A 25,823-nucleotide genomic window follows, 5' to 3' on the forward strand; every position below is an offset into this window, starting at 1 on the left:
CTCCTCAAGCGAGGTGTGTTATCGAGGGATACACAAAGGTCTTGTTCAGATGCGCGGCATGCGGGACGTACAGGCGTAGTGTCAGGTAGAACGGCGCAGCAGGTGCCGGAACCCAGTTACCATGCAGATCAGCGTCGGCCGGTGGCTGGGCGCCAAAATACAGGCTCAGTCCGCCGTCCGAAGCAGCGCGCAGAGTCGGAGAGCGGTCACCCAGCGAGTAGCGGTTCAAGGGGTTGTCTACCAGCATGCAGTCCGCTTTGTCGTACAGCGTGACGGACCAGAAGGCGCCGACCTGCGGCAGTTGACCAGGCGGAAAGTGCAACTCGTACGCATGTCGGCCATCGAGCGGCGCGCCGTTGCCATCGCAGTCGGCCATGATGTACATCGCCTCTTCAATGCCAAGTGCGCCGATGTAATTGCGGGCTACCTGCGCGCGTGCGAAATAATTGTCTCCATACGACTGATGCACCTCTACCGGCAGGAACCAGCCGCCGCCAAGTGCCGACGGCTGTGGTGCGCCGATCTCGTCGAGTACCGCGCGGATCCCTCCCTCCAGCGCCGCAAGTTGGCTTGCGTAGAGCTTCGATGACGATGCCTGTGGACCGATGCCTAGCTGCGCAAAGCGGGCAACCAAGGCCGTTTCTTGTACCGGCGGTGGGTTGGTACGCAAGGCGTGTGCGACCACATCAACAAAGCGTGCCGCGTCAGCAGGCTGTTCCTTGGGCTGCATCCCGACGTCGAACCGCCGATGGGCTGCGGATCCATCCAGTGCCGTCAAATGGAATGTGTCCTGGAATGCATGTGCGGCCTGTAAATCCTCAGGTCCGGCGGTCATGATGCGTCCGATGATCCAGACGGCATTGGTGGGGCAGGCGATAGGGGTTGCACCCTCGGGCAGCTCGCCGGTCCAGCTGGGTCCGTGCAGGACATACCTGCCTGCGGCGTTGCCTGTCGTGCGGGTGCCAATATAAGCAAACGGATTGGAATAGAAATCGAGCAGGCCCAGCACATAGTAACGATCGCCGCTGTCAGGCACGTGGATCAGCACCGGAGCCTCGGACAGATCTAGCCAGGCGTTGGTGTACAAGGTGTCATTGTTCGGAGTGACGACCTGACGATGCTGTGGTCCCAGAAGCTGTCGGGTATGAATGAAATGGTTGACCCAGCGTAATGCCGAATCCGGAGAATCGCCGGCAAACGCGCCTGCTGCATCGCGACGCGGGCAGGTCATCGCGCGCATGCGTGCCATTTCGTATAGCGGCAAGGTATAGAGGATCGCATCGCGCAGCAGTGCGGCGTTGGCGGCGTGGGTGTCCGTATGCATGGTGTCTCCTTAATCAATGCGGCTTACGGCCGGAATCACGTATTGCCCGGCGATGAAGCCGGCACTCGGGTGATACAGGCGCAAGATCAGGTAGAAAGGGCCACTGGGCGCGGGAAGCCAGTTCGCGGTGTCGGCTGGTGCCTCATGACTGATCGTGATGACCAGGCCGCCGTCATTCTCCAGTCGCAAGCCGGGCGTGCGGTTGCCGATCGCATAGCGGCCAATTGGATTGGCAATGAAATAGAAATCCTTGCCGTACAGGGATACCGACCAGAAGGCCTCTGCCGGCGGCAACATGCCGGGAGCAAAGCGCAGCTCATATCGGTGGGCGCCATCGAGCAGCTTGCCGTCGCCGTCGTAGTCGCCCAGCGCATATACCGCTTCATCTGCGGACAGTGCGCCCAATCCTTTCATTGCGGTAGTGGCGCGCAGGAGATAATCGTCCCCCCATTTGCCCAGCTTCAGGCTATAGCCCCAGCTTTTCTTGAACTGACTACGGGTGTTGGCCTCGACGAGCTTCATCCCCTGCCGATAGGCGTTGATAAGTCCCTGCACAACCACGGGCTTCAATCCCGCCACGTCGACACCTTCTTCGATACGGATGCCGACACGGCGCAGCAGCGCCGGCAGGCCAAGTTCATGCGGCGCCGGCGGAAATTCCTTTAGTGCGGCAAACAGATTCTGGAAGAAGTCGATTGCAGCGTCGTCACCGCCCACCCATTGATCGACACAGGCTGGCCGGCGGCTGCCCGGATGGTCGGTAATGGCAAATCCCGACTGAAAGGAGCGCGCGGCATCCAGGTCATGCTGTCCGTTGACCAGTACCCGCCCCAGCAGCCAGACCAGTGTGGTCGGGCAGCGCACGTCGTTAGCGTCATCGCTGCCGGTGGAATATTCCGGTCCGAGCAGACGATACGTGCCGCCCGTTGCCGGCACGTTGCGAATGCCGAGATTAATGAAGTTGTCCGTGAAGGCGTCCAGCAGTTCCACCACGAAGTAGCGGTCGGGATCTGGCCGGGCAGGAATGGCAAGCGTTACCGGACCATCGGCAAGATTGATCCAGCCGCAGAAATACAGCAAATCATTGGCCGGCGTGACGATGTCACGATCCTCGTGCGTCCATTGCCGCTGGCTGGCCGACAAGGCATTGATCGGTGCGCGTCCATATCCGGTGACTTCGGCGACTGATGTCTGCAGCCGGCAGGTCCTGATCGATTCGGTTAACGGATAGCCGTAAATGACGAGTGGAATGGCGGCGGACGCGACATAGGCTTCCAGTGCCGAGGTGTACACCGGTGTGTCGTACACCGGCGTGGCGGGATGGTTCATGCTTGTCTCCTGAGTTATGCAAAAGTCTTTACCAAGGGCCAACGCTTCTGGCGGCGTCGTACCCGTCTTGCGATCGTCTCGCGCCCAGGGTATTGCCCTGACTGCGGGTTTTTCTACTTCCTCTAATCTGACAAACCAACCGCGCGTTCGATGGAGCGTGTCATCTCCATCAACAGCGGAGCAACGCGCTTCTCCAGCATGCCTCGCTTGACCTGGCTGCCTGGCATGGCGCAATTGAAGAGTAGCGGGCGGTTCAGGTGAACGATCTTCGAGTACACGCCCACGCCATGGACGCCCAGGCCTGCATCGCCTTCATTGACCGCAAAGCCGCGTTTGGGGTAGTTCGCGATGTTGGCGCGCACCGCATCGATATGGGCGTGATATTCGTCAGGACGGTCCTGCTCGGCATCGGCGAGAATCCGCGCCAGATTGCTCTTCGAGAGAGTGGCCAGATAGGCTCGGCCCATTGCGGTTGTCAGCACGGAGCGCGTCGCGCCGGCACCCGGCTTGGCCGGTGTTCCTTCCTTGTGCACGCAGGATTCAAGATAAGTGACTTCGAGGTGATGGGCCACACCCATCGACACGGCGCCTTCGATCGTATCCGCCACCTTCTGCATCATAGGATGCGCAATATGGCGAACCTGCAAGCCAAGGAGATACGGATAGCCCAGCGCCAAAACCTGTGCTCCAACAAAATACTTGTCAAGGTTGGGATCCCAGTCCAGATAGCCCAGCTGGTAGAGGGTGCGACACAGGCGCGATACCGTTGCGCGCGGTAACTGCAGCCTTTCAACCAGTTCGCTGTTTCCCATTGGCCTCGGTTCATTCACGAAGCAGCGAAGTAGCGCAAACCCTTTTGCGAGCAAGCCGCCGAAGGATGGGTCTACTTCGCGGCGTTCAGCAATATAAAGTTCGACTGGCTTGTTCATAGGATCCCCGTCAGTTGGATGTAGTCTGGTTGACGGAGGAAGAGATTGTCAATAAATGAGATTGATTCCCACATATTGGGAATAGAGACAGTCCTTGCCCTTATGGCTATAGGGAAATCTTTATTGCAAACGGGAACATACCGCGTCATATATCTCGGTTCTTTGCGACATAAAGTTCATGTCAATGAATCGTTAAAGCCAAAACACTGGCACAGCGATAGCCGGCTCTTTAATTGAATGCCGTTCAAGATATCGAAACACTGCTTGTGGCACGTATTTCGTTCAAGGAGACTGCTTCCGTTCACATTGCATTCATTTAACACGGAGCAGGCATGACACACTCCCAGCCGTACACACCCGCTGCATCAGGTCCTTTGTCCGGTATTCGGATTCTCGATATGGCCACCGTTCTTGCTGCTCCATTCAGTGCGACCCTGTGTGGCGACATGGGAGCGGAGGTGATCAAGCTTGAACTGCCGGATGGCAGTGACTCTTTGCGCACTCTCGCGCCGGTCGATCTGTTCTGGAAGGTGACCAATCGCGGTAAAAAAGGTATTACCCTCGACGTGCGCAAGCCGGAAGGAAAAGCGCTGTTTTTAAAGCTGGTTGCTACCGTCGACGTGCTTGTTGAAAACTTTCGTACCGGCACCCTGGATAAGTGGGGGCTCGACATTGCCACGCTCCATGCCGCCAACCCGAAGCTGATCGTCTTGCGGCTCACCGGCTTTGGTCAGACCGGACCCTATGCAGCGCGTCCCGGATTTGCGCGTATCTTTGAAGCGATGAGTGGTTTTGCCAACTTGACGGGCGATATGCAGAGTGGACCGCAGCACATGAATTATCCACTGGGCGATGTCGTCTCCGGATTGTTCGGGGCCTTTTCGATCGCCAGCGCGATTGCGCAACGGGCACTGCATCCGCAACAGCACGGCGTGGAAATCGACTTGTCGGCGACCGAAGCGATGCTGCGTCTGCTGGACCCGCTCGCGGCAGAATATGAAAGCGAGGGTGTGTCCCGTCAGCGCGCCGGCAACCGTGCAACCTATACCGCGCCATCGAACATGTACCGTACAGGCGATGGCGCTTACATCACGGTGGTCGGTTCAACGGCCATCATCTTCAGGCGGCTGTGCAATGCAATGCAAAGACCAGAACTCGCCGACGACGAGCGCTTCTGTTCCAACCCGGCGCGCATGAAGCATGTTGACGAGCTTGACGGAATCATCGCGCAGTGGTGTCTCGCCCATAGCTATGCGGCGATTGCCAATGCATTGGAGGAGCATGGTGTGCCTTTCAGCAAGATCTATTCGATTGCCGATGTTGTCGCCGATCCGCATTACCAGTCGCGGCAAGCGTTGATCCGCCTACCTGACCCCGAGCACGGATCGTTGCCGGCGCCATGTATCGTGCCACGCATGACAGGCTTCGAACCCGCACCGCCGCGCACCGGCCCTGCCCTCGGGGAGCATAATGAGGAAATCCTGTCATCGCTGGGAGTGCCGGGAAATGAAATTGATCGCCTGCGCAGCGCAGGTGTAATCTGATCGGCGGTCTGGCTGATAGGGCGATTGCAGTCATGCTGGAACACCGGTCGCAGGATGGTCGCAATGAACGATAACAAGCCCGATAATAAGCCCGACAGCGAAGCAGAAGAAAAGGACCCGCAATTCGCGACGACTCTGGCGCGCGGCATCGATATCCTGCTGAGCTATCGCGTAGGAGAATCGCTCCTCGGCAATCGGGAATTCGTGCAGCGCACCGGACTGTCAAAGACCACCGTGGCACGGCTAACCCATACGCTTACTTGTCTCGGCTATTTGCGCCACGATGCCAAACTGGAAAAATACCGGCTCGGTCCTGCGGTCCTCTCCATGGGCTATCCACTTTTGGCAAACATGCAGATCCGGCAGATAGCCCGGCCACTGATGCGGGAGATGTCGGTACAGACCGGCGGGGCAGTATCGCTCGGCATTCGCGACCGCACCCATATGATCTACGTCGAAACCTCGCGTTCGACCGACAGGCTGGTAATGACGCCGGATATAGGAGCGCCGATACCCATCCTCACCACGGCCATGGGCCGTGCCTGGCTGTGCAGGGCACCCGCTGATGAACGGGAATCCGTGCTCAACCAAATCCGCGTCAAGGACCCGGAGCATTATCAACGCTTTTATCAGGGCGCGATGCAGGCAATGCGTTCATATGAACAGCGCCACTACTGCGCCAACCGCGGGGAATGGAGCAGCGATGTGTATGGCTTCGCAGTACCGCTGTCACGGCGGCTCGACTCCAATTTGTTCGTATTCAACTGTGGCATACCTGCGGTCAATGGCCCCTATGCAGCGATCGAACGCGAGGTAGCGCCCAAACTGGTGTCACTCGTGCGCAGTATCGAGGTGATGCTCGGTTTTACCTAGAGCGGATTGCATATCGGTGTGAGGGTAGCGAAGCGGTCTGCCGCGTTGCCTGGGGATGAGTGCAAGGCGCCAAGCGGAGGCAGGGCGGCCCGCGTAAGGGTGGTTCCCTGTCGAGCATTGGCAACGCCGCAATCGCCACAGGCAACACGGCAGAACCCATACACTGATACGCGATCCGCTCTAACATCAAAGGTGGCGCGGAAACACGGCCGCATCCACTTGCTTCACCATGTCAATCAAGCGCTTCCCCAGCTTGTCTTCGATTGTCTTGCTTTTAAGGCGACTGGTCAGGACGCCGCAATTGAATACCAGGATCTCCCCATCCACCGGGGTATGCATCGGCACCGCGATCGCATGGACGTCTTGCTGCCATTCGCCGTGCGATACGCAGTATCCTTTCTCCGCGAGATCCTTGCGTGCACGCTCGACGATCTGCACATTGCGTGTGTGTTCCGCAGGACGCTGCGCCCGGATCTCTGCCAGCACTCTTTCGCAGTCGATCGCGACTGCCTGTGCCAGCCAGGCTCGTCCTATCGCGCTATCCATGATCGGCAACGACGCGCCGATGTCCGGACGGAACGCCGCCGCCTCGTGTCCGCGGCTGGTTTCGATGTACACCATGTTGATCCTGTCCCGGATACCGAGTGACACCGAGCCATTTGCATAATCCGCCAGTTCTTTCATTAACGGCCTTGCGATTTGCCTCACCCGAAGACTGGCCAATAAAGGATATCCCAACGACAGGGCGGTCGGGCCCAGTTGATAGCGGCGAAGGTGTGCATCGTAAGTCAGCAAGCCGCGTGCGAGCAGCGTGTAGGTCAAGCGGGATATCGTGGCCTTTGACAGACCGGTGCGCTCAGCCAGTTCCTTGTTGCTGAGCATGGGTGAACCAACACGAAAACACTGGAGCAAGCCAAGGCCATGGGCCAGGGTGGTCGCGAAACTCGGATCGGGATGATGAGCGGTGGTACGCATGAGTGGCGCAATGTTAGACAGGATCATGACATCAATCTTACCCGTCATCGTCGAACAAAATACGGGCTGATGTTCAAGATATCGAAACATTGGTTTCGCATTGACGATGTTCTGGCTAGTCTGGCTTCTGACAGAGATCGGTACATTCAGGCAGCAACACAATACATCCCAAACAATGGAGCGACATACATGATCCGGGACCCAGAAGGTTTCAATATTTTTCTTGGCGACTTGCGCCGTTTCGTGAAGGAACGCTTGGTCCCGCATGAAAAGACCGTCATGGAAAGGGATGAGGTGCCAACCGAGATCGTCCGCGACATGGCGGCGCAGGGCATGTTCGGCTATTCGATCCCCGAGCAATATGGCGGTGCCGGCATGACCACCGAGGAACTCGTGCTCGCCGCAATGGAGCTGTCGCAGTGTTCGGTCGCCTTCCGTGCACGCGTTGGCACCAATACCGGGATCGGTTCCGAAGCCCTTGTGGCAGATGGTACCCAAGAGCAAAAGAAAAAGTACCTGCCTGGCCTTGCCAGTGGTGAAATTACCGGTTGCTTCGCCCTGACCGAACCCGATGCCGGATCGGAAGCCACCGCACTCAAGTCGACGGCACGCCGCGAAGGCGATGTCTACATTCTTAACGGCACTAAATGTTTCATTACCAATGCGCCGATCGCCGGCGTGTTCACCGTGATGGCGCGTACGAACCCCGCGGAACCCGGCGCGGCTGGTATTTCCGCCTTTATCGTCGAAAGGGATACGCCTGGTCTCTCGACCGGTGCGCCGTATCGCAAGATGGGCCAGGAGGGCTCGCCTGTATCGGAAGTGCATTTCAACGATTGCCGTGTCCCCGCCGCCAATCTGATCGGTGGCGAGGAAGGCGTAGGATTCCGTACTGCGATGAAAGTCCTGAACAAGCAACGCATTCATCTTGCGGCGCTCTGTACGGGGCCGGCAATCCGGATGCTGGACGAAGCGATCCGCTTCGTCATGGAACGCCGTCAGTTCGGCCAGCAACTGGCCGATTTCCAGCTCATCCAGGCGATGATCGCCGATTGCCAGACTGAAATCCATGCCGCCCGTGCGCTGATCCTGGAAACCGCCCGGCAGCGCGACCGGGGAGAAGACGTGTCGCTGTCGGCTTCGATATGCAAATACTTCGCTTCGGAAATGTGCGGTCGCGTGGCGGACCGCTGCGTACAGATGTTTGGCGGCTACGGCTACATCGCGGACTATGGCATTGAACACTTTTACCGCGACGTGCGGCTGTTCCGTTTGTACGAGGGCACCAGCCAGATCCATCAGCTCAACATCGCCAAACGTACGCTGGCAACGCACGGATACCGGGAAGGAAAATGAAAACATTTCACCAGTCAGGCCGCATCAAAGCAATGCGGAAATGAGAAGCAAGCCATCAAGGATAAGGAGACATCATGCTGAAGACATTACTCACTACTGTGGTTGCCGCAGTCGCCATCGCCCAGCCGGCAATGGCCGAACCAGGCTATCCCGCCAAGCCGATCAGGATGATCGTGCCATTCGCACCGGGTGGTTCGACCGATGTGGTAGCGCGCATTCTGAGCGCTGAACTCAAGAATGAGCTCGGGCAGCCGATTATCGTCGAAAACAAGCCTGGTGCGGGGGGCAACATCGGCGATGCCGCGGCCAAGTCGGCGCCCGACGGCTATACCATCCTGATGGCGGCGGCCGGTCCCACCGTGATCAATCCCAGTCTGTACAGCAAGATGTCCTACGATCCGGTCAAGGACCTCGCACCGGTGACCATGCTCGTGCGCGAACATAATCTGATGGCAATCAATCCTTCGATTCCCGCAAAGACACTGCAGGAATTCATTGCCTATGCCAAGTCCAAGCCAAACGAGATCAACTTCGGATCGCCTGGCAATGGTAGCCCGGCCCAGCTTGCCGGCGAGCTGCTGAACCAGATGGCCGGCTTGAAAATGACGCACGTGGGCTATAAAGGTAGCGGCCCTGCGGTCGTCGACTTGGTGGCCGGCCATATCGGGATGATGATCGACAACATGCCGGCACTGCTGCCGCATGTGCAGAGCGGCAAGCTGCGTGCAATTGCCATCCCCAGCGAAAAGCGCGCCACCGCGATGCCGGACGTGCCCACCTTTGCCGAGGCTGGAATGAAGGACTTTGTGATCACGGCATGGAAAGGTGTGATGGTACCTGCCGGCACGCCGCGCGACGTGGTCAGTAAGCTGCAGACAAGCATTGCCAAGGTCATGGCCAAGCCGGAAATCAAAAAGCGCATGATAGAAATGGGAGCGGAACCCGTCGCTAATACGCCGGAGCAGTTCGGCAGCATCATCAAAAATGAAACCGCATGGTGGGCGGCTCTGGTGAAATCCACCGGCACCAAGCTTGAATGAGCCGGGAAACTGACCGAACCTTATGCCAACGCATCGCGACCGCCAATTATGTTAAGCCATCACCACACGAGCCAGTCCGACCTCGCACTCCTCCGGGAACGGCTGAGGCATTTCATCGAAACCGAAGCCATTCCCCGCGAAAATCCGGTCCTGGCACATGACGTTGACCGGCTCGATGCGGTGACCCGTGATCTGCGGCAAAAGGCACGCGCTGCAGGGCTGTATGCGCCACAGTTGCCGAAAGAGCTGGGCGGCCTCGGCTTGAACTGGCAAGAGCGGGCGCCACTCCTGGAAGAAGCCGGGCGCAGTTTCCTCGGTCCTGGTGCGCTCAACTGCGCGCCGCCTGACCAGCCGAACATGATCAACCTTTTGCGTAACGGCACGCCGGCACAGCAGCAGCGTTACCTGATGCCGCTGATCGAGGGTACGGTGCGTTCCTGTTTTGCAATGACGGAACCGGCACCCGGCGCCGGCTCGGATCCGGGCATGCTGGCGACCAGGGCGGTCAGACAGGGAGGGCATTGGCGCATTAACGGCCATAAGTGGTTCATCAGCGGCGCCGTCGGCGCTGCGTTTGCCATTGTCTTGGCACAGACAGACGAGGGCGCAACCTTGTTCATCGTCGACGCTGACACACCCGGCTATGACGTCGTGCGCAATATCGGGAGTATGGATGGCTACCAGATCGGCGGCCATGGAGAAATCCGGCTTGTTGATTGTGAAGTCGGCGACGATGCGGTGCTGGGAGAAGTCGGCAAGGGCTTCGATTATGCGCAGGAGCGCCTTGAGCCGGCACGGCTGTCGCATTGCATGCGTTTCATCGGCCGTGCTTCGCGGGCGATGGAAATTGCACAACACTATGCCGCGCATCGCACTTCCTTTGGTCAACGGCTGTCGGATCTGCAGCAGATACAGGCAATGGTGGCCGACTCCCACATCGATCTTCATGCCAGCCGCTTGATGAGCCTGCACTGCGCAGCCCGGATGGATGCGGAACAATCGGTCAAGCATGAATCCGCGATGACCAAGATTTTTGTTTCAGAAGCCGTATATCGGGTCGCTGACCGGGCAGTGCAGATGATGGGAGCGCTTGGCATTTCGGACGACACGCCGGTCTCGATGATACTGCGTGAACTGCGACCTTTCCGCATCTACGATGGCGCAAGCGAGTTGCACCGCGCGACCATTGCCCGTCGCGTTTTCCGCGAAGAATTGCGACCCTAGTGTAGATGGGACAGATTGACTGAAATGCGAACCGGCTTTCTATCACGCTGGTTGCCTTTCGCGTACTGGCCGCGACCATCAATGGACATGCTCATGCGTGATGCATGGGCTGGACTAAGCGTTGGCCTTGTCCTTATTCCTCAGGCGATCGCCTATGCGACCCTGGCTGGCATGCCGCCGCAAACCGGTCTGTATGCCGCTTTGCTGCCGGCCATTGTCGGCGCGCTATGGGGCTCGAGCCAGTTGCTCGCAGTCGGGCCGGTTGCACTGACCAGCTTGCTCGTATTCGGTTCGCTGTCGTCAATGGCAACGCCTGCAAGTCCGCAATGGGTTGCGCTTGCGGTCTGGCTGGCGCTCTACTCAGGCTTGTTCCAGCTATTGCTGGGCGCGTGCCGTCTTGGCCGGGTAGCCGACCTCGTCTCCCAGCCAGTGGTGCACGGATTCATCAACGCAGCCGCGTTGATCATTATTTTCTCCCAATTGCCCGACCTGTTCGGCGTGCGGGGCATGTCGTCCAGCGAAATTGTCATGGCGGCGATTGGGAAGGGAGAATTCCCTGCAGGTATATTGGCATCGGCCGGTTTCGGCATCGCCGCTGCATTCCTGCTGGTGCTGTTCAGGCGTCTGCTGCCACGGTTTCCAGGTATCTTGTTCATTTCCGGGCTGGCCATCTTCGCAAGCTGGTGGATCGGCTATGAACACGTCGGAGGAAAAGTCGTCGGCTATCTGCCATCCGGGTTGCCGGCACTTGCCCTGCCGCCTGCAATCACGCTTGAACAACACCAGGCACTGTGGCCAGCCGCGTTCATCCTGGCCCTTATCAGCTTTACCGAAGCCATGTCCAGTTGCCGAACGCTGGCGCGAAGGCAGCAGACACCATGGGATGAAAATCAAGAACTTATTGGTCAGGGCTTGGCAAAGATAGCAAGCGGGTTGAGCGGTGCATTCCCTGTCAGCGGATCGTTCTCCCGATCGGCGTTGAACCTGTATGCGGGTGCGGCCAGTGCCTGGTCAACCCTGTTTTCAACCGCCTGTGTGCTAGTGTCGCTGCTGTTTCTACTCGATGTGATTTATTTTTTGCCGCGGTCCGTGTTGGCAGCAATGATCATCGTGCCAACCTTTTCCTTACTGGACCTTAACGTGTTCAAGCGGCTCTTCGCAATCTCGCGCGATGATGCGATTGTCGCGATCATGACGTTCGCTGTGACGCTGCTTTCGATGCCCTATCTGTATTGGGGTGTGTTTGCCGGCATCGGCTTGGCGATGGCTTCCTTCCTGTACCGGCGGTCTCATCCGCGCATCATTGAAGTTGGCCTGCATCAGGACGGCACGCTGCGTGACCGGCAGCGCTTTGGTTTGTCGCCGCTGGCCGAGGATCTGCTGGCGGTGCGGATGGATTCGGCATTGAACTTTTTGACGGGAAATCTGCTGGAGCGATTCGTATCGTCACGATGCACATTTGACTCGGACATTAAGCGCGTGCTGCTGTGTGCCAGCGGCGTTAATGACATTGATGCGACAGGAGTCGAGGCACTCGATGCGTTACGCACAACTCTTGAGGGGCGGGGTGCAAAGCTGTATCTGAGTGCGGTCAAGAAACAAGTTTGGGATGTGCTGGAGAGTGCCGGCCTGATCAAAGCTATTGGCCCCGAGTGCATATTCTCAACTGACCGTGAAGCCCTTGTTGAATTGCGCGCTAATAGCTCTGGTTTGAAGCCAAGTGGATCGGAAAAGGTTTTTTGACAGCGTTCATGCTTGTCTGGAAATCCGTGGACCGTGGACCGTAGACCCACTCGTGCCAGAGGCAGGGCATCCATCAACCGGCATCCGAAGTGTGTTGACGACCGGTAGCCATCGGCACTCCCGCGGCGGTGCTGCATTAGCTGCGGACGTCGGGAAGTGCGGGATGGCTAGCTGCGCGCGCCAATGATCGTTGCTCTTTGCTGAATCCCCTATACGCCTACAACCTGTGCTCCGCGCTTACGGCATAACGCTGTCTATACTCTGCAGGCGATATTCCCGTCTGGGATTTGAAAAGCCTGCGGAAGGCGCGTGTGTCACGGTATCCGCATTTTTCGGCCACGGTCGACAAATCCAATACGGTGATTTCCAATAGCTGCCTGGCCCTTTCTATGCGCAGTGTCTGGAGGTGGCCGAGTGGTGAATCGCCGACCACTTCCTGGAAATGGCGCAGCAAGGTGCGGGTGCTGACCGAGGAAGCCAGCGCGACCGCCTCCAGATCGTAGGCTTTGTCGATATGTTCTTCGAGCCACTTCTTTGCCTTGAATACCACGCCGTCGCGCGTTCGCTTTGCCAGCGTGGAAAGCATCAGGCTGGACTGTTTATATCGCGATGAATCGTGCAGGATCACGTTGGCGCAGGTCTGTGCAAGTTCGTCGCCGAGAAAATGTCGGACGAGTTCAAGCGCCATCGGAATATAGCCGTCGAGCGAGCCGGCGCATAATACGTTTCCATCGAAGGTGATGGCGCGTTCCATGTCTAGCTTCACCTTCGGAAAAGTATGCGAAAACCAGCCTCCGAGCATCCACGTAATAGTGGCCTCTCTTCCATCCAGCACGCCAGCCGCAGCGGGTAGCGCAACGCTGCTGTAATACGCCGCGACAATGCCGCCTGCGGCGTGGCGCGCCTTGATCAATTGCACCTCAAGCGTTGAGGCGGCAAGTGTTTCGTCCAGATGCGCCGGGCTTTCGATGTTTAAACCACACAAGACCAATGCCGTGCGCGCAGGCGGTGCTTTGAACCGGCTGTCCGGCGATGGTGACAAGGCGTCGCAGATCAAGGACGGCAGCTTGACCGTCCTGCCTCGCGCATCAATGAGACGCCAATGCAATGGGAAGGCAGATGATTTTCGATGACGCTGCCGCCATAGAAAATTCGCGATACGCAATACGTCAATCGTGCCGAATGCCGCGCTTGGGAGGCAGTTGCGGCTGAAAAGTATGTCGATACGGGCATCCACAAGTTGGCCGGTGACTTATCAGAGATGGCGAAAACAACCCCCATTATGGCAGTTTCAGCCCGCGACTTTCCATCTCTTTGAAGTTATCTTTAAAAAAAGGCCGATCGTTCTATTTTGTCAATTAATAATTAAAGAGTTAAAGAGGAGGCTTCATGAGTGGTCGGATTTTACCGAAGCGTTGCCTTTCCGTTCTCCAATTCGGACTGTTCAGCGCGCTGTGTAGGCACGCCGGTCTCGGCGCTGCTTGCGCTGGACTATCTGCCGAAGAACGAGGCTTCAAACAAAAAATAACAGAAGGAGAAATGAATATGACACATATCGCAACTCGCGCGAAGAATGAAGGCGTGGTGGGACGCACACTACTCGCGGGACTGACTTGCATGCTGGCCGTAGGCTGCAGCAGCATTCCGGTTCCCCCCACGTCACCGGCAGAGGTGAAGGAAGTCCGGCCGGGATATCTGGCTGGCTACCTCGCACGCAAGGACTTGCCTGATAGCCTGACGCTCTTGCCGTCGCCACCGGCGGCCGGCTCGGCCGTTTCAGCCGCCGACGAAGAGGCATACCGTACGACGCGCTCCGCGCGCGGGACGCTGCGCTGGCAACTTGCGGCCCAGGATGCGATCCTAAGCTTCCCCAAAGCGGCCGAAGCCTTTTCCTGCACGCTAGGCATGCCGATATCACAGGAGGCGACGCCACATCTCAACATGCTCATGCGGCGCAGTCTGGCAGATGCTGGACTGGCCACTTATGCGGCCAAGGACAAATACCAGCGCACTCGCCCGTTCATCGTGCATAAAGAGGAAAGCTGCACCCCGAAGGAGGAAGCGCATTTGTCCAAGGATGGCTCCTATCCTTCCGGCCACGCCGCGCTGGGCTGGGCATGGGCGCTGATTCTCGCCGAAATCGCTCCGGAGCGGGTTAATGCGCTGCTGGCACGCGGCCATGACTTTGGACAAAGCCGGGTGATTTGTGGCGTCCATTGGCAAAGCGATGTGGATGCCGGTCGCGTGGTCGGTGCTGCGGCAGTAGCGCGGCTGCATGCCGACCCGATGTTTCAGGCGCAACTGGCGGCGGCGAAGGCTGAAGTCGAAAGTGCGCGCATACGCGGCGTCAAGCCTGTAAGCGATTGCAAGTCGGATGCGACCGGCGTTGCGACCGTCTCGCATCGGCAGTGACACGATGACAGATTCGGGCCATCGTTTTTTCTTAAAACCAGCGGCCATCAGCCGCTGGTCACGCCCAAGGACCCGACCCGACCGAAACGACGGCAGTGAATACGAAGATCAAGAGCGTATGGGGAGGCTTGAATTATCAGGTAACACCTGCCTTTACGCTTACAGGTGCGTACTATCAAACCAAGGTGTCAAGCGCTACCAGCGCAACGCGTCCGACCGGCAAGGAAAAGTCGGACTTCTATATGATCGAAGCGAAATACGCATTATCCAAACGCACCAGCCTTTACGCAGAAGTCGACAGAAACAAATGGAGCCGTGGCATCTTCTTTCTGCCGACCGCAACACTTGGTGTAACCCAGACTGGCGTTTCAGTAGGTATTAACCACCTCTTTTAAAAGGAGACAAGCGATTGCGGGATCGGTGGATGCCGATTCCGCAATCCGAAACAACGCATTCCATGTGCGCGAAGACCAGATTGACTTCCTGCGGGGTCAGAACGACTTGACGCTTGGGTGGACGTTTTGGACGATGAATACCTTCAATTCAAGGCAGGTCGATCTCCAGCGCCGATTTGTCAAGGAACAACAATGCACACAGGGCCTGGGTATGGGAGGACCGGAAATATTGTGTTCGTTCACCAGAAACGACATGAACGCCTGTATTTCCGGTCCTCCCATCTCCTTGGGATGGCGGAGTCCATGGAAGCGGATGTACCATCGAGCCGGAACACATAGGCGCGCTCGGATCGCAGGCTGTAATGTTTTTCGCGGATGCGGCTGCGTAGTTGATCAAGCAATTTTGGAGGACGGTCGGGTATGGTGTCGGATGAGCCTTGCTTCACGATAAATTATCACTGTATATATGTGCAGTGTGATGCAGAAGCCAGCACCGGTGCGGCTTGCGGAGGATTAAGCCAACGTGCTTATCAGCCTCAGGCCGTGCTTACCGGTCGAACCTGTCCATTTAACTGATCAGTTAAATCTATAAGAACACCTCGTTCCATGAAAAGGCCACTTCGATTTTTTGCGCTCACCGCAATCTGGTTCCTCGCAATAGGGCCTGCATTTGCCTTTCCGATCGTTTTCTTGCTTCCTTGGTCTTATTTAGTCGGCCGTGTTCCAGCTTTTCTTGCCGGATTAATATTTGCTTTAAGATATAGACGGAACGCTGTACCAGAAAAGTGGCTGAAGCGATTATGGTCTGGCGTTCAAGTAGGCTCAACGGTCACTCTTATTTCTTCTTTTGCGCATCTATAGCGCTTCAATACTGGTATCCAAGCATTCCCCATATCTATTCAGTTCGAATCGAGCTCGATACCGCCGTTTTCACTGCATTCTTGTTCGGAGTGTTTGGCGCTCTTGGAGGCGGCTTAGCCGCCGCATTAATGCCCCGTACACTGCGTGATACCCGCGTACCAGATCAATTTAACTTGCGGTTCGACCCGGACGCATTGCGCCCGTCAACCTAATCGTTATGCCGCTCAAAGTGTAGTCCGAGCGCAGGAGGTTGTCATGGATCCCTTCAGGTTCATTGATATTCATGCTGTCGACGCAACGGGCGCGAATCTTGACGGCAACGAGTTCTCCGAGGAACAAGTCCGGCAAAGCGCTCTCCGAATTCTCGACAGCAGTCCCCTCTGCTCGATCGCCACCGTGACTGCTCAGGGCCGCGCTCACATCAACACCGCGTACTTCAGCTACTCCGAAAAGCTTGAGCTTTACTTCTGGTCGCATCCCCAGTCACTTCACTGCCGCAGCCTCTCGAACAACGCATCCATGGCCGTGACGGTCTTTTCCACGCAGCAGCCGTGGGGCTCTCCGGGTCAGGGTGTGCAGCTATTCGGAACCTGCGAAGCGACTTCGGAATCTGCTGCAGGGGAGGCAGAGCGATCGTACCGCATGCGATTCGAGGGTTACGAAAACTGGAAAGCCACCCTCAAGGATGATGACTTGGCTCGTCAGTACCGATTCGACGTTGCTGCGATAAGAATCCTTGACGAGAAGAACTGGGGTGACGTGTGGGTGCGTGCGTCAGTATTGCGGCAATGAGGAGAAGGGCCGATACTTCGAGAGCGGCCTAACCCCGCGTTCAACCGGACCCGCCGATCGGCGCAGTTCTTTCTCGTCGGGCGTCGGTGGCGGCGGGCCGGTTAACGTGGGCGTTAGACTTCCCAAAATCCTGGAGATTTCCCTTCGGAGGCAAACCATGACAACACCGATAATCAGGACTGCTACGACATCCGATGAAGCTCCAGCCATTGCTGTCGTGGTACTGGCGTTTAGCGCGGACCCTGCTGCGCGTTGGACGTGGCCTGATCCGCAGCAGTACCTCATGCATTTCCCCGACTTCGTCAAGGCATTGGGGGGCAACGCGTTTGCACACGGGAGCGCCTACTACGTGGACGGTTATGCCGGGGCGGCCCTGTGGCTGCCGCCAGAGGTCCGCCCTGACGAAGACGCGCTGATCACACTGCTGCAACGCACCGGGTCTGCGCTGGTGCAAAAGGACCTCTTTGCGGTCTTTGAACAGATGGGGCGCTATCATCCGCGGGAGCCGCATTGGTATTTGCCGTTCATTGGGATCGACCCATCCCAACAGGGCAAAGGGTACGGCGCGGCGTTAATGAAACACGCCCTCATCCCGTGCGATCGCGACCGCACGCTGGCCTATCTTGACTCCAGCAACCCAAAGAACGTTCCGCTCTATGAACGGCACGGGTTTGAGTTATTGGGCACCATTCAGGTGGGGACGTCGCCGCCCATCTTTCCAATGCTCCGCAAACCACGGTGACGAGACCGGCATCGCCGTGCCTATGAGTGGCAGACGGAGTTTAACAAGGCAGTGGAGTGGACCGTCCACACGACAGGCTTTTTCTAGGTGCGGGTATCAGTGGGGTGCGGCCCGCCGCTCACCGCTAGCGTTAGGAGAGGCATATACATGCGTTTAAGATTCGTCGCACTCCATGTTTTATGCAGGATGCCGGCGATTGCATTGAGCAGGGCAGATTCGATGCGCGTATGCCACAACATAAAACCCGCAACATTAAAAAATTTCCCGATTACACAAAATCGCGGATACCCTCGAACTCTCCGTAACGTCAGATCCGTGGTTCCGTCGCCGCCTGGCACCATACTGATGAAGCACCCGCGTGCCGCCTTGCAATTAGTCGACAGTAACCCCGGCATCCTTCACCAATTTGCCCAACTTGGAAGACTCGGAGCGCATTAGTGCGCCAAATGTTTCCGGTGTGCCGCCGACTATAGGTGTACCAAGCTCTTCCCATCGCTTCTTGAAACCAGGATCAGCAAAGATTTCATTGATGGCCTGATTCAGCTTGCTGATGACCGGCTTTGGAGTGGCAGCCGGCGCGACGATCCCATGCCAACCTGAAATGCTGTATCCCGGCAGGCCAGCTTCGGCCAGGGTCGGCACATCAGGCAGGGTGGGGCTGCGTGTTGCCGTAGTAACTGCAAGCGGACGCAGCTTTCCGGTTTTAATGTACTGAACCGAACTGCCCAAAATGTCGAACATGACTTTTACGTGACCGCCCACCACGTCGTTGAGCGCTGGGCCAGCTCCTTTGTAAGGTATGTGCTGTAATTTCATGCCGGTGGCGCTGTTGAACAATTCACCGGCCAAGTGTTGTGGTGTGCCGTTTCCTGCGGATGCAAAGCTAAGCTCGCCCGGTCGTTCTTTGGCCAGCGCAAGGAATTGCTTCAAGCTGGAAACAGGTACCGAAGGGTGGACTTCCAGCACCAGTGGAAAAGCCGAAATCTGGATAATCGGCGCGAAATCCTTTTCAGGGTCGAACGGAACCGATTTGTACAGAGTCTTGTTCACAGCCATCGGGCCGCTCGCCGCCAAAAGAATCGTATATCCGTCGGCAGGCGATTTGGCGACAAAATCCGACCCGATGTTACCGCCGGCGCCTCCCCGGTTATCAATAATGACCGGTGTATTGAGTTTTGTTTGCAAAGGCCCCTGGATTAGCCGTGCCATTGCGTCCGTCGGGCCACCCGGCGGATAGGGCACAACAAATTTAATCGGCTTTGACGGGTAAACGTCATTGGCTGCAGCAGTGAACGCCTGTGCAATGAGCATCGATGCAAGTATCGCCTTTTTAAGCATGTTTTATCTCCTCGTTTTTTATACACCTGACTACTGAAACAGCTCCTCACAAATTGATTCTTATCGCATCTGGCTCGACAGGCGCCGCTTTAATTCCATTACCGCGCTATGGACCGTGGTGAGCACGGGCTTGCCAGTCGCCTGCGCACACGCGTGCCGCGAGCGAGCCATGCTGAACTGTGCAAGGGAAATTGTGCTGCAGCCTGCGGCGGATAACTGCTTCGCCTGTTCAGCGATCAGCGCGTCATGTTTCTGCACGTCTCCGCGATTGAGTGCATCAAGTGCGCCATCCGCAAGTGCACACCGGATATCAACAGAAGGAGGAAACTCAGCTGGCATGGACTCCAGCGTGGGCGGAAATGTCGCGATAAGTCCTATGGTGCCGCCGGCACTCTCGGCATCGGCGATCATCGCTTCATTTGGTTTAAGAACCGGCAGATTCGCATAGCGCCGTGCCACAGCCTCAATGCAGGGCCCAAAGGCCGAGCACGTGAATAGGATTGCTTGGGCGCCTGTACCGACAGCATAGTCAGCCAGGTCCTGGAAGCGCCGGTTCATGACCTCATCGAGACCGCGGCTGGAAATCGCCAGATCGGCAGACAGGGAATCATCCAGCAAGTTCATCCGGGTCGCTTCTGGCCATTCGCGTACCATGGCCTCGTTGATCGGCTCAACGGAATGGCTGAGTGCATGGATAAGTGCAATGCGTGGCATGGGTCTTCTTTAATCGAAAATGACAGTCAAACGCTCAGTCCCTCGTTGCGATATTGAAGTCTACTTATCTTCAATTTTCGGCAGTTCGGGCGCCAGCAGACGCAGTCCCGCCATCAGCAGATCGTCATAGCGCTTGCGTTCGGCCGCAATGCTCTCTGGCGTCCATTTGTAAAAACCTTCTCCGGTTTTCATGCCGAATTTTCCGCTTGCCAGGCGCTCGCTCAGTGCACTGGAAGGTACGGCATTAACGGCGAGCGACGGATACATCGTGGCTGCGGCCGGGCAATGTATGTCGATCCCGGCATGATCACGCTGGAGCACGGGCCCCGCCGCAAGAAAACGAAAACCAAAGCCGAAACGCACCGCTGCATCGACATCCTCGGGCGTCGCCACGCCGGCATCGATCATCGCAAATGCTTCGCGCGCCAGCGCGTGCTGAAGCCGGTTGGCGAGAAATCCCGGCAAATCCTTGCGTACCAGGACCGGCACCATGCCGCAGGCATGCATAAAAGCCGACAAGGATTCAGCGAGCGGGCCGGACGATCGTTCTCCGAGTACAACTTCCACCAGAGGAACCAGGTGCGCCGGCATGAAAAAATGCAGGCCAAGCATCCGTTGCGCGGTTTCCAGACCCTTGCCGATCGCCGAGATGGGGAAGCTCGAACTGTTGCTGCATAACAGGGTATCTGGCCGTGCACGCCGCACCAGCTCTGCAAACAGTGCCTGTTTGGGCTCCAGTTTTTCGGGGATGCATTCAATCACCAGGTCAATCGACTGCCAGTTGACTTCGTCGAGCGATGCGCATGCGGATACGCGACTGCGCTTGTGTTCTGCTTCGAGGCTGCGTAATCCGTTGGTGAAATAGGCATCCAGTGCTTGCCGGCGCGCTTCACCCGGCTCCAGCACGATGGTACGGCAACCGCCGCGCGCCAGCACCAGGGCGACGTCAGCTCCCATGGTCCCGCCGCCTACGATAAGGGCGCACGCGTGCGCTGGCTTTGGCAGACCGGTTGGCGGATTTGCGAGCGATGGGGACGATTCGTTCTGGGTATTCATGCGTGACGATCTAAACGAAGAAAAATTCAGTGTGCAACGCGACTTTTTATCTGTAAATCGCATATTTTCTATAAACTTATCAATTATGGAGATAAATCTATCGGGTCGCGACCTCCGCGCCTTTCTCGCTGTCGCCAATTCCTTAAGCTTTAGCCAGGCGGCACAGCAAATGCACCTCTCGCAGTCCGCGCTGTCGACCCTGATCAGCCGACTGGAAGACGCGTTTGGCACGCGCTTGTTCGACCGTACGACACGTTCGGTCGCATTGACGGCGGCCGGGGAAGTACTTGCGTCGCATGCCGACCAGTTGTTATCTGATTTAGAGCGCACGGTGACTGCAGTACGGGATGTCACTGCGTTACGGCGGGGTCGCGTCGCGCTCGCGGCCCTGCCATCCCTGGCAGCGCGTGTCATCCCTCCGTTGTTCCGAAGCTTTAGCGAGAAGTATCCTGACATTCAGTTGTCCCTCATCGACACCTTGTCCGAGCCTGCGTTCGAACTGGTACGGGAAGGGCGCGTCGACTTCGCGCTCACCGCAGCTAACCCTGCCTACGCGGATCTGGATTACATCCCGCTCACAACGGACAGTTTCGTGTTGTTGGTCGCGCGCGGCCATCCGCTAGGACGTGAAAGCGGGAATGTAGAATTCACCGACTCCTTGGCATCGCCGCACATTTCGATGTCGCGCCATACCAGCGTGCGCCAGTATATCGATGCCGCTGCACTGCAAAACGGAATTGGTTTTCATCCTGCCTATGAAGTGGATCACCTGGCCACCATCGGCGCAATGGTAAGTGAGGAATTAGGCGTGGCAGCGCTCCCGGCCATGGCCGCCGATGTCATTAGTGGCGAGGGAATAGTGCGGCGCCCGCTGGTCAACCCTGTTATTCGCAGATCGATCGGCCTGGTGAGACGCAGGGAAGGCTCGCTGTCCCCTGCGGCGGAGGCAATGCTTTCATTATTGAGACACCAGATTCAAAACCCGCCTGCCTGTTGAATTCACCTTTTTTCCGCTGCTACCTAATCCTACTGCGTCACGAACGTGCTCCCCCTTGCAGGGGGATAAGTGCGGGGTTTCGCAAAGCATGCTTTGCGCCGCACGAATCCAAGCCACTTACCAGCGGCGAGGTGGGAAGGTTGGGATGGGGCGGCCCGCGCAGGGGTAGAGAGGTCGAATCCGCGCAATCGTTAGCGCAACCACTCCACCCCCACCCTAGCCCTCCCCCTGAAAGGGGGAGGGAACCGGACAGTGATGTTTTGTGACGCAGTAGTACTAATACCAATCCTGAGCCATAACGTGCCATAAAACCGGCCGACAGCGACGGTAACGATTTTGCCGTGTCAGGGTCCGTATTTTGGTCCCTTGTCATCATTCTGTGTATTAGTTCCGGGTCACTCCGGCGGCCACCGAGGGGGCGGGCCTTGTGCCTATGGCGAGCGCACCCTATCGGTCAGCGTTGCCTCCCAGAATCAGATAGCGTGCCAGAGGCGTACCTTCGGGCAGATTGTGCTCACGTCGGAGCGGCCCCTGGCCCCAGGCATCAGGGCAGGCATCTCGCAGCACATCGTGCAAGCCGTTGCAGCGTGGCGCTGGTCGGTCATCCTGTGGCCGGAACGGCAGGTTGACCGGGTCGATGGACCAGGCCGGGGATAGTGCTTTCGGTATCGGTGAAAGGCGTGGAACGATCTGGCGTGCCGGGCTGCAACACTATTTTGTCTATCTACAATTGATTTCCGACGGCGACCGTACAGAATGAAAGGATCAGGGCCGCCTGGCAAGCGACCTTCACATTGTAGATTTCCCTGCTTTTTCGATGAGCAGCATGTTTTTGATGTGACACAACATCATTGTTATAGAGTGTTGAAGAATGGGTATGGCCCCGGCGTCCTGGCCATCGAAGAGTGTTCACAAGGTATGAATCCATGCGTAGCCGTGCACTTGTCATGGACCTGCTCATCCGGACATGCCGAGTGCTGGCCGGTGTGGCGGCATACCTGGCTGCCGGCTTTCTGTTCATCGTGTCTTCCGCTGTTGCGACCCCCGCCCAGATTACGTTGTTAACGATAGATGGTGCAATCGGCCCTGCCAATGCGGATTACGTCGTTCGCGGCATCGCCCGCGCCGCTACTGACGGCAGCCAGCTCGTCATTCTGCAGATGGACACGCCGGGCGGGCTCGATACCGCGATGCGTGCCATCATTAAAGCTATTCTGAGCTCGCCGGTGCCGGTGGCAAGTCATGTCAGTCCGGGCGGCGCACGTGCGGCCAGTGCAGGCACCTATATCTTGTATGCCAGCCACATCGCCGCAATGGCTCCTGGCACCACCATTGGCGCTGCCACTCCGGTTCAGATCGGCGGCCCCGGCATGGAATCCGGGCGCGACAAGGCGCAGCGCCCGGGAAGCAAGCAGCCGCCCGGCGAGAACAGCGACAAAGAGCCTGACTCAGCGATGACGCGAAAGCAGGTCAATGACGCTGCAGCTTATATCCGCGGATTGGCGCAGATGCGTGGGCGTAATGCGGACTGGGCAGAGCGTGCCGTCCGGGAAGCGGTAAGTTTATCGGCGGAAGAAGCGCTCAAACTGGGAGTGATTAATTACATTGCCGACGACAGCCTGGCTTTAGCTTCGCGACTTGAGGGGAAAACTGTGTCGGTACTGGGGAATGACAAATTGCTACACACTCGCGGCGCAGCTGTCGTTAATGTCAATCCCGACTGGCGTACCCGGCTTTTGGCCGTCATCACCAGCCCGACCATTGCGCTGCTTCTGATGACCGTAGGCATCTATGGATTGCTATTCGAGTTTATGAGTCCAGGGGCTGTTGCTCCGGGCGTGATTGGTGCCATCTGTCTTTTATTAGCCATGTATGGTTTGCAATTGCTGCCTGTCAACTATGCCGGTCTTGCCCTCATTATTCTGGCCCTGGCCTTAATGGCGGCTGAAGCTTTCCTGCCTAGTTTCGGTGTGCTTGGACTAGGCGGGATTGCAGCCTTCGTAGCAGGAGCGCTGATGCTGATCGATACCGAGTTGCCTGGCTACGGTATTCCCATCGGATTGGTTGGCGCGATCGCGGTAGCAAGCGCGTTGTTGTTTGCAGCAACCGCAAGCGTGGCGTTAAAAACCCGGCGGCGCAAAAACGTCACCGGCCTCGACAATATGGTCGGGAGCGTGGCTGAAATTGAAAGGACTGGAGACGTCCCAAATGAGGCCTGGGCCCATGTACGCGGCGAAACGTGGCAGGTCGTGAGCAAAGTATCGCTGCAGGATAGGCAGAGAGTCCGCGTGATCGGGCGCAAAGGCCTTGTGCTGGAAGTGGTTCCTGTCAGTAATAATGAACAAGGAGAATAACTATGCTTGCTGATCTCGGCATAGGATTTGGTGCGCTTGCTTTCGTCGTGCTGGTCCTAGTTGCTGCATCCATTCGCATCCTGCGTGAGTACGAGCGCGGTGTGGTATTCCAGCTGGGTCGGTTCTGGGCAGTCAAGGGACCGGGACTCGTCATCCTTATTCCGGTACTGCAGCAAATGGTCCGGGTCGACCTGCGAACGATCGTGCTGGATGTGCCAACCCAAGATGTGATTTCGCGAGATAACGTTTCGGTCAAGGTCAATGCGGTGCTGTACTTCCGCGTAGTCGACGCGGAAAAAGCCATCATCCAGGTAGCCAATTTTTTCGAGGCGACCAGCCAGCTGGCGCAGACCACCTTGCGTTCAGTATTAGGCAAGCACGAACTCGATGAAATGCTTGCCGAGCGTGAGCGTCTCAACATCGACATCCAGCAGGTGCTCGACGTCCAGACCGATGCGTGGGGTATCAAGGTCGCGAATGTGGAAATCAAGCACGTAGATCTCGACGAGTCCATGATACGCGCCATCGCCCGTCAGGCCGAAGCAGAGCGGGAGCGGCGAGCAAAGGTGATCCACGCTGAGGGCGAACTGCAGGCATCGGAGAAGCTGATGCAGGCTGCGCGGGTGCTTGCACTACAGCCGGGCGCCATGCAATTGCGCTACATGCAGACCTTGGCCAGCATCGCTGGAGACAAGTCGACGACTATTGTTTTCCCGCTGCCAATGGAGCTGTTGAAAGAAATGACGGGCGATGGGAAAAAAGGGATTATCCAGGACCGGGTTTGAGTGACCAAACTCATAGGGAATATATTTCTGTTCGAGATGCAGAATGAAAAAGCTTCTGCTTCTTGTATCACACGCCCTGACCATTGGTCTCGGCTTCGCCCTTGGCGTGTCTAATTCCGAGATCTAACTGACTACGTGAATGGACACGATTGGCCGCCATAATGTGATCTGAAAAGGTGCCGTCATCCGGGCAACTTTAAGTCGAATCTTACTGCCGCCATTCGAGTAGCAACGGTTATGAGAATGCCCGTCGATAAACTGAGAGTTTCCGTAACCGATAGCCATTCCAGCAACAGATAGACCCAGCAGCCAAGAAAGGAACAGGTCGCATAAAGCTGGCCACGCCGAAAAACCATGGGGATTTCATTGCAGATTATATCGCGCAGCACACCACCGAAGATGCCAGTAATGACACCCATCATGACGCAGACAAAAGGGGGCATGCCCGCATGGACCGCCAAGGACGCGCCGAGAACGCTGAACAAGCCTAGGCCGAAGGCGTCGGCTGTCACGAGAAGTTTTTCCGAGAAGGCAGAACGAAGATGACGCATGAAAGGAGTAATCACCAATGCCAAGATAAAGATCAACAAGGTGTACTCCTGATGCTCGACCCAAAACAACGGGCGGCGATCGAGTAGCAGATCACGTAAGGTCCCGCCACCAAAGGCGGTAATGAATGCAACTGTAAAAACGCCCACCAAGTCCATGTCCTTTTGGCGTGCTTCAATGAAGCCTGAGAATGCAAAGGCCAGGATGCCCAGTGCCTCGACCACTTGAATCAATGTATTAAAATTCTGCATATGAAATTTACCAAACGTTAAACATATAAGGCTTATTCTTATTGGTGCCTCTGCAATAAGAACTGACCGTGACTGGCAAAGCTTTCTAAGTTGGAGCCAGCTTACTTTCCTCTAGCGTCGCTACGCCATGCATGCAGTTTTCTCTAAAAAACGCTTTTGGTGACGACGAGATCGCCGTCACCAGGCTTGGTCAACGTTTGTAGACGTAGCTTGCCATTACTCGGGTTAATCCAGGCATTT

Annotated in this window: 22 protein-coding genes; 13 read left to right on the forward strand and 9 right to left on the reverse strand. The window is 57.1% G+C overall.

The annotated features are described in order from the left end of the window. Positions 1-4: 4 nt before the first annotated feature. The 3 genes from D3871_RS19260 to D3871_RS19270 all read right to left on the reverse strand — a co-directional run bounded on the left by D3871_RS19260 (position 5) and on the right by D3871_RS19270 (position 3,582). A complete protein-coding gene (locus D3871_RS19260) occupies positions 5-1,324 on the reverse strand; it encodes a DUF1254 domain-containing protein (RefSeq protein ID WP_119770685.1) in 1,320 nt (439 codons plus the stop codon). 9 nt (positions 1,325-1,333) lie between these two features. Continuing rightward, on the reverse strand, positions 1,334-2,653 hold the full coding sequence (locus D3871_RS19265) for a DUF1254 domain-containing protein (protein ID WP_119770686.1): 1,320 nt from the start codon (positions 2,651-2,653) through the stop codon (positions 1,334-1,336). 122 nt (positions 2,654-2,775) lie between these two features. After that, on the reverse strand, positions 2,776-3,582 hold the full coding sequence (locus tag D3871_RS19270; protein WP_119770687.1) for an IclR family transcriptional regulator: 807 nt from the start codon (positions 3,580-3,582) through the stop codon (positions 2,776-2,778). 332 nt (positions 3,583-3,914) lie between these two features. On the opposite strand from D3871_RS19270, the gene D3871_RS19275 reads away from it, so the two are divergent. Together D3871_RS19275 and D3871_RS19280 are read left to right on the forward strand one after the other, a co-directional pair. Further along, positions 3,915-5,126 carry a CaiB/BaiF CoA transferase family protein gene (locus D3871_RS19275; protein WP_119770688.1) on the forward strand — a complete coding sequence of 404 codons (1,212 nt, stop codon included), beginning with the start codon at positions 3,915-3,917 and terminating at the stop codon, positions 5,124-5,126. Between the two features lie 63 nt (positions 5,127-5,189). After that, complete coding sequence (locus tag D3871_RS19280; RefSeq protein WP_119771447.1) at positions 5,190-5,999, forward strand: IclR family transcriptional regulator; 810 nt, start codon at positions 5,190-5,192, stop codon at positions 5,997-5,999. Positions 6,000-6,185: 186 nt separating this feature from the next. Here the strand turns inward: D3871_RS19280 and D3871_RS19285 are convergent, their stop codons facing one another. Continuing rightward, on the reverse strand, positions 6,186-6,974 hold the full coding sequence (locus tag D3871_RS19285) for an IclR family transcriptional regulator (protein WP_119771448.1): 789 nt from the start codon (positions 6,972-6,974) through the stop codon (positions 6,186-6,188). 189 nt (positions 6,975-7,163) lie between these two features. Here D3871_RS19285 and D3871_RS19290 point away from each other — a divergent pair, with 189 nt between their 5' ends. The 4 genes from D3871_RS19290 (at position 7,164) to D3871_RS19305 (ending at position 12,337) form a co-directional block, all read left to right on the forward strand. Further along, entirely contained in the window at positions 7,164-8,330 is a 1,167-nt protein-coding gene (locus D3871_RS19290; protein WP_119770689.1) for an acyl-CoA dehydrogenase family protein, read from the forward strand. A gap of 74 nt (positions 8,331-8,404) precedes the next feature. Continuing rightward, positions 8,405-9,370 carry a Bug family tripartite tricarboxylate transporter substrate binding protein gene (locus tag D3871_RS19295; RefSeq protein ID WP_119770690.1) on the forward strand — a complete coding sequence of 322 codons (966 nt, stop codon included), beginning with the start codon at positions 8,405-8,407 and terminating at the stop codon, positions 9,368-9,370. Between the two features lie 48 nt (positions 9,371-9,418). After that, the gene (locus tag D3871_RS19300; protein WP_119770691.1) at positions 9,419-10,594 is read left to right on the forward strand and encodes an acyl-CoA dehydrogenase family protein; all 1,176 of its coding nucleotides are present in this window, start codon (positions 9,419-9,421) and stop codon (positions 10,592-10,594) included. Between the two features lie 93 nt (positions 10,595-10,687). Further along, positions 10,688-12,337 carry a SulP family inorganic anion transporter gene (locus tag D3871_RS19305; protein ID WP_233575725.1) on the forward strand — a complete coding sequence of 550 codons (1,650 nt, stop codon included), beginning with the start codon at positions 10,688-10,690 and terminating at the stop codon, positions 12,335-12,337. Positions 12,338-12,554: 217 nt separating this feature from the next. Here D3871_RS19305 and D3871_RS19310 read toward each other — a convergent pair whose 3' ends face one another. Then, positions 12,555-13,322 carry a GlxA family transcriptional regulator gene (locus tag D3871_RS19310; protein ID WP_147376850.1) on the reverse strand — a complete coding sequence of 256 codons (768 nt, stop codon included), beginning with the start codon at positions 13,320-13,322 and terminating at the stop codon, positions 12,555-12,557. Between the two features lie 560 nt (positions 13,323-13,882). Here D3871_RS19310 and D3871_RS19315 point away from each other — a divergent pair. The 4 genes from D3871_RS19315 to D3871_RS19335 all read left to right on the forward strand — a co-directional run bounded on the left by D3871_RS19315 (position 13,883) and on the right by D3871_RS19335 (position 17,539). Continuing rightward, the gene (locus tag D3871_RS19315) at positions 13,883-14,749 is read left to right on the forward strand and encodes an acid phosphatase (RefSeq protein WP_233575726.1); all 867 of its coding nucleotides are present in this window, start codon (positions 13,883-13,885) and stop codon (positions 14,747-14,749) included. Between the two features lie 95 nt (positions 14,750-14,844). Then, a complete protein-coding gene (locus D3871_RS19320; protein WP_119770694.1) occupies positions 14,845-15,144 on the forward strand; it encodes a porin in 300 nt (99 codons plus the stop codon). A gap of 1,116 nt (positions 15,145-16,260) precedes the next feature. After that, positions 16,261-16,797: a pyridoxamine 5'-phosphate oxidase family protein gene (locus D3871_RS19330; RefSeq protein WP_119770695.1), complete on the forward strand. Its 537-nt coding sequence runs from the start codon at positions 16,261-16,263 to the stop codon at positions 16,795-16,797. A 157-nt stretch (positions 16,798-16,954) separates the two neighbouring features. Beyond that, positions 16,955-17,539: a GNAT family N-acetyltransferase gene (locus tag D3871_RS19335; protein WP_119770696.1), complete on the forward strand. Its 585-nt coding sequence runs from the start codon at positions 16,955-16,957 to the stop codon at positions 17,537-17,539. 372 nt (positions 17,540-17,911) lie between these two features. On the opposite strand, the gene D3871_RS19340 is transcribed toward D3871_RS19335, so the two are convergent. Genes D3871_RS19340 through D3871_RS19350 form a run of 3 tightly spaced genes read right to left on the reverse strand, consistent with a single transcriptional unit; the run spans position 17,912 to position 20,548 of the window. Beyond that, positions 17,912-18,877 carry a Bug family tripartite tricarboxylate transporter substrate binding protein gene (locus D3871_RS19340; protein WP_119770697.1) on the reverse strand — a complete coding sequence of 322 codons (966 nt, stop codon included), beginning with the start codon at positions 18,875-18,877 and terminating at the stop codon, positions 17,912-17,914. A 60-nt stretch (positions 18,878-18,937) separates the two neighbouring features. After that, positions 18,938-19,591 (reverse strand): aspartate/glutamate racemase family protein, encoded by a 654-nt coding sequence (locus D3871_RS19345; RefSeq protein WP_119770698.1) that lies wholly within the window; start codon positions 19,589-19,591, stop codon positions 18,938-18,940. A gap of 60 nt (positions 19,592-19,651) precedes the next feature. Beyond that, entirely contained in the window at positions 19,652-20,548 is an 897-nt protein-coding gene (locus D3871_RS19350; protein WP_420799670.1) for a 3-hydroxyacyl-CoA dehydrogenase family protein, read from the reverse strand. A gap of 97 nt (positions 20,549-20,645) precedes the next feature. Between D3871_RS19350 and D3871_RS19355 the strand changes: the two genes are divergently transcribed. From D3871_RS19355 to D3871_RS19365, 3 genes are all read left to right on the forward strand, one after another. Next, a complete protein-coding gene (locus D3871_RS19355; protein ID WP_338016850.1) occupies positions 20,646-21,644 on the forward strand; it encodes a LysR family transcriptional regulator in 999 nt (332 codons plus the stop codon). Between the two features lie 947 nt (positions 21,645-22,591). Next, complete coding sequence (locus tag D3871_RS19360) at positions 22,592-23,998, forward strand: NfeD family protein (RefSeq protein ID WP_119770701.1); 1,407 nt, start codon at positions 22,592-22,594, stop codon at positions 23,996-23,998. 2 nt (positions 23,999-24,000) lie between these two features. Further along, complete coding sequence (locus D3871_RS19365) at positions 24,001-24,783, forward strand: slipin family protein (protein ID WP_119770702.1); 783 nt, start codon at positions 24,001-24,003, stop codon at positions 24,781-24,783. Between the two features lie 182 nt (positions 24,784-24,965). Here the strand turns inward: D3871_RS19365 and D3871_RS19370 are convergent, their stop codons facing one another. Next, positions 24,966-25,583 carry a trimeric intracellular cation channel family protein gene (locus D3871_RS19370; protein WP_119770703.1) on the reverse strand — a complete coding sequence of 206 codons (618 nt, stop codon included), beginning with the start codon at positions 25,581-25,583 and terminating at the stop codon, positions 24,966-24,968. Positions 25,584-25,823: the final 240 nt, after the last annotated feature.

The organism is Noviherbaspirillum saxi, from assembly GCF_003591035.1.
Classification (GTDB): Bacteria; Pseudomonadota; Gammaproteobacteria; order Burkholderiales; family Burkholderiaceae_D; genus Noviherbaspirillum; species Noviherbaspirillum saxi.